This window comes from Paenibacillus puerhi (assembly GCF_009846885.1).
Lineage (GTDB): Bacteria > Bacillota > Bacilli > Paenibacillales > NBRC-103111 > Paenibacillus_G > Paenibacillus_G puerhi.
Map to the genome: position 1 here is coordinate 1 of NZ_WUWM01000067.1, position 4,914 is coordinate 4,914.

At 37.9% G+C, this 4,914-nt stretch carries 7 protein-coding genes; 6 read left to right on the forward strand and 1 reads right to left on the reverse strand.

Going from position 1 to position 4,914, the window contains the following annotated elements; translation table 11 throughout:
- Positions 1–122, reverse strand: a 122-nt coding sequence (locus tag GSF01_RS28830; RefSeq protein WP_159888712.1) for a transposase, incomplete at its 3' end; no start/stop codon positions are given.
- Between the two features lie 170 nt (positions 123–292).
- On the opposite strand from GSF01_RS28830, the gene GSF01_RS28835 reads away from it, so the two are divergent.
- The 6 genes from GSF01_RS28835 to GSF01_RS28860 all read left to right on the forward strand — a co-directional run bounded on the left by GSF01_RS28835 (position 293) and on the right by GSF01_RS28860 (position 4,804).
- Complete coding sequence (locus GSF01_RS28835) at positions 293–1,186, forward strand: phosphotransferase (protein ID WP_159888713.1); 894 nt, start codon at positions 293–295, stop codon at positions 1,184–1,186.
- 199 nt (positions 1,187–1,385) lie between these two features.
- A complete protein-coding gene (locus tag GSF01_RS28840) occupies positions 1,386–1,928 on the forward strand; it encodes a GrpB family protein (RefSeq protein WP_159888714.1) in 543 nt (180 codons plus the stop codon).
- 227 nt (positions 1,929–2,155) lie between these two features.
- On the forward strand, positions 2,156–2,713 hold the full coding sequence (locus tag GSF01_RS28845) for a YdcF family protein (RefSeq protein WP_159888715.1): 558 nt from the start codon (positions 2,156–2,158) through the stop codon (positions 2,711–2,713).
- Positions 2,714–2,946: 233 nt separating this feature from the next.
- Positions 2,947–3,423: a hypothetical protein gene (locus tag GSF01_RS28850; RefSeq protein WP_159888716.1), complete on the forward strand. Its 477-nt coding sequence runs from the start codon at positions 2,947–2,949 to the stop codon at positions 3,421–3,423.
- Positions 3,424–3,970: 547 nt separating this feature from the next.
- Positions 3,971–4,240: a hypothetical protein gene (locus GSF01_RS28855; protein WP_159888717.1), complete on the forward strand. Its 270-nt coding sequence runs from the start codon at positions 3,971–3,973 to the stop codon at positions 4,238–4,240.
- A 384-nt stretch (positions 4,241–4,624) separates the two neighbouring features.
- Positions 4,625–4,804, forward strand: coding sequence for a hypothetical protein (locus GSF01_RS28860; RefSeq protein ID WP_159888718.1), 180 nt, complete (start codon positions 4,625–4,627; stop codon positions 4,802–4,804).
- Positions 4,805–4,914: the final 110 nt, after the last annotated feature.

A 4,914-nucleotide genomic window follows, 5' to 3' on the forward strand; every position in this document is an offset into this window, starting at 1 on the left:
CTAACCATAACCGGGCTCATTTCGTACTTGGCAGCTATTTCGTTCACGGTCTGCTCCTCCCGGAGGACCTCCAGCACAACCTTTGTTTTAAACTCTGAGGTATATCGGTTCCGTTTTTCCATGCTCTCATTATAACTTATTTTTTCCCCTCCTGTGTCTCAACCTATGGGAGCATTATACATCCGCACCACCTAACTGCGCAAGCGCAGCCGGCCTACGGCCTTAAGGTGGTGGGACGTCGTGAATGCAACATATATGAAACCAATGCGTAAGGGTATAAGGAGAAGAAGATATGTTTATCGAACCAACCATATTAGAAATTAATGAGTTATTTCATTTACATCAAATAAATGATGAAATTGTCGGAATTCAAAGATTGTCAGGTACAACATCTGGGCTTGTTTTTCGTTTGGAATCAAATCAAGCCAATAAGTATATTTTGAAGTTTGATTATCCAAATCAAATTGAATTGGTACAAAAATTGCTGGAAGCTTATAAGAACTCTATGTTATTACCAAAGATTCTGTTTACTGCTCAAGATAACACATATTTTGTCTACACATTTATTGAGGGTACGACTCATTTTAATCGTGGCTTAAAGAGGATTTGGTTAACTTCACTAGTTAAAGATTTATTCAACAAATATTCGAGTTATCGAGATAATGATTTTTGGGGGAGAATTGAATCCCCACGAAAGACATGGAAGGAATTTAATGAAATAAGTATTGAAGAAGCAAGAATCAATATCGGAGATATATTATCAATCGATGACTATAATTTCGTTAAGTCAAAAGCAAATAAATTATTTGATAATGATTTAGAACAAGGAGATAAGTTCTTATTACATGGAGATACAGGCGTTCATAATTTTGTATATAATCAATTTACTCTTATCGGTGTAATTGATCCTTCTCCTATGGTAGGACCAATAATTTATGATTTCCTATATGCGTTTTGTTCTTCGCCTGATGATATTAATATTGAAACTTTATTTTCCTCCTATGATCTTCTCGAACATGGGTGTATAGATAAATCAAGATTGATTGAAGAAGTACTAATTCATCTTTACTGCCGAATTGGCTTAAGTGTAAAGCATCACCCAAATGATTTACCTGAATATTTAATAGCGTGGGAAGAATGGAAACAATTGTGTAGGCAGCTCGAAGAGGGCATTGGCATCATATAACACCGTATTCACGCTACGGGTCATACGGCCCTTGGTCTGCCAGAGGCTTTTCGAGGAAGTTGATTCATGTAGACAACCCTGCACTGGCTAAGTCCGTTGGACCCGGCGCTAACGCGCCTTAAGCCAGTGAGGGTTCGTGAATACAACAACGTTATCGGAAATCTTCGTAAATATATTTTTATTGTAAGGAGATTCATAGATGGCTGCGAAACCAGTAATTATAGAGGATTACAATTACGATTGGCCTGGCATGTTTGAGGAACTGGCTTTGATTCTGAAATGTCGGTTAGGTAAATTAATAATCGATGTTCAGCATGTCGGAAGTACATCTGTTCCTGGTCTCGCAGCAAAACCAATTATAGATATGGATATTGTGATTAGTTCAATGTCATTACTCCCTGAGGTAATAATTAAGTTAAGTGAATTAGGGTATTATCATGAAGGTAATCTTGGGGTCGAGGGCAGAGAAGCATTTGGAAGGAAGGATGCTAAGGTTCCGTATAATGAAGACAATCAACAAAAACCTGAACATCATCTTTATGTGTGCAATCAAGAAAGTGAAGCATTTATCAACCATGTTATGTTAAGGGATATATTAAGACGTCATACTCATCTTGTAGATGAATATGGAGAATTGAAGAAAAAACTTGCCATCAAATATAGAGATAATCGGCAAGCCTACACGGAGGGGAAAACTCAATTTGTAAGTAAGGTAATGAAAGAGTATAAGATCGATTTGTAAGTATCTCAAGAAGACGAAGACTTCCGATAACACCATATTCACGCTGCGGAGCCTGACGGCTCCTTGGTCTGCCCGAGGCATTTCGGGGAAGTGGATTCAGGCAGACAACCCTGCGAACCTAACCGCGTCGCGGCCGACCCTATCGGGCCTTAAGGTTCTCGGGTTCGTGAATACAAGAACGTTATAAGAAATGGGGGCAAACCATAATAAAGAGAGGTAGAGCATATATGTCAAATCCGTTTGATTGCATTACGGAATTCATGTTTTTTGAAACCACTATAGAAATGGCAGATGTAATATTAATCCCCGGTGGGAGTCATCCTCAATTAATGGAAAGAGCAGCTGAGTTATTTCATCAAGGGATGGCTCCATATATTTTGCCATCAGGAGGACAAACCAAAAATGTATTGTCAACAGAATGGGAATTTCTTCGTGATGTCGGTATAAGCCTTGGTGTTCCTGAAGAAGCGATATTACGAGAAGATAAGGCAACAAATACATTTGAGAATTCTAGATACTCTTGGAACGTTCTTAAACAACAAAGGATTGACCCACAGAAGGCAATATTAGTATGTAAATCATATCATGCTCGAAGGGCATTACTTACATATAAAATTGATTTTCCTAGAACAACAACTTTTTTTGTAAGTCCTGTAACTGATAAAACAGGCACAACAAAAGACAATTGGTACCTTGAAGAGCAGAATATAAAATATGTAATGAACGAATTGACTAAGGTAGGACAATATTTTTCACATCATATTCCTAATTGGGTTAAAAGCTAAGCAATACATTTTTGAAAGCAATTCAGGAAGGCCCCCACATCTTATAACACTGTATTCACACTTCAGGCCTGGCGGCCCTTGGTCTGCAGAAGCTCTTCGAGGAAGCGGAATCAGCAGACAACCCTGCACTGGCTAAGTCCATCGGACCCGGGGCTAACGCCCCTTATGCCAGTGAGGGTTCGTGAATACAAGAACGTTAGGCGAAATGCACATTTAGTTAATCGGAGGAGCGTATGAAAACAACAAAACAAGTCAAACTTGAGGATCTAAGTAACATCCAACATGAGGTATACATTGGGACTTCAAAAGAAGTAGACTATTTGGAGATCATGATTATAAAATTCGTTGGAAATTATGGTTATGGATCGGATGGGAACAGTGATGCAACTTTTATGAGAGCAATTAGAAGTGCTGTCTTAGAAGCTTGGGAACCTGGTGGATTAATATTAGATTTAAGTGATTTTTCGTATGAATGGGGGGATAGAATTGAAACAGTGTTTTTTGTTGGAGACGATAAATATAGAGATATACCATTTCCTGTAGCATTAATTGTAGGGAACAAATCTGAAGAAGCAATTAGAACATTATTACTAGGGTTAGAAAGCAAAAAAACAATTGAAGAGATTGGATGGGTATTTAAAGATCTAAAAAGTGCCTGGCAATATATTGAAATTAAATTAAAGGAATATAAGTCCCAGAATCTTTTATAGAGCATGCACTTCGCCTAACACCGCATTCACGCATCGGGGCTAACGCCCCTCGGTCCGCCCGAAGGTAAGCAGGGGAGCGGATTCAGGCGGACAACATCTGCGAACCTAAGTGGCGGAGCCACCCGGCCAGCAAGCTGGCCTTAAGGTTCTCGACGTCGTGAATGCAAAAACGATATATGTAATTGGGGTAAAGATGATAATTCCAATGCCTTTGTTAAAGGCATGATTGGAGAAAGAAATGACAAGATTTCAAAAGATACTACTATGATTATTAATTTTTCTATTTGTAACGCCTGTGGTTTTAGTAGCGTTATTGTTTGTTTTTGTTTATTTTAAATCGACCTACTATGTTGAAGCTTATAAACCAGAAGAGATCATTCGGCAGGGTATACAGAGTGAATTGAGAAGTCGATCAAACGAGATTGATATGATAGATTATGTTTTACATTTGGAATGGTATACGTATGATAACGAGGTTATAAATGAAGCACCATATAAGTTATTCGTTGTAGTAGAACCTAAAAACAACAACATCAGGATGGTTTCCATGGATAAGATAGAAGTGGCATCAAATTTTAATGGTAAGTATCCCTTTAGTTCAATTTTAATTCCAGTACCTATATATAATAGAGTTGATGGTCATTTAAAACGGCAATCTTATAAGTTTTCAGAACTATTTAATTTTGACTTTGATAATAAGGAAGAGGTAATACTAAATTTTACTATCATCAGTGAATATGAGAATGAAGTTAAAAATAAAGAAGTTAAAATTAATTATTTACCAATAAAAGTAAAACATGCAGCGCCAATCGTATAAAAAGGGCCATTGAAAGGAATGGTTTTGAATGAATTAACAAGGAGGGCCCCAACTACATATAACACCGCATTCACGCATCGGGGCTACGCCCCTCGGTCCGCTAGGAGTGTTAAGCAGGAAGTAGAATCAGGCGGACACATCCGCATCTCCTAACTGCGCAAGCGCAGCCGGCCTACGGCCTTAAGGTGATGGAACGTCGTGAATGCAAGAACGTTATCGGAAACCTCTAGACCTGAATAAAATCTAACTCTAATAATTAAATAACATTATTCGTAAAGGGGTAGATTGAAACTGCGATATATTTACTTAATTCTCATTTTCCTGCTATTAGTATCGTGCGCTAAAGAAGAAGAACCGCATAGTGGTATCAGTAAAGAATTGTATATGTCAACAAAGGAAGTTATAACGATTTTCGAAAAAGCAATAAAAAATGAAGCTTATTTAAGTGATGAAGACATGAAGAAAGTAGCAACTTATTATAAAAAACATCTAAGTCAATATGAGAATGAAGTCGATGGTACAGACAAGGAATTAATACAACAAATGATACTTAGGGCTTGCTGAATGCGAATAAATCCATATTTCACAAGGGTTACCGGGCATTTCCGTCGAATATATCTGCAAGGAAAACGTGGCAAAACGCTCAAAAACCTTGCAGATGGAGTGACGAAACA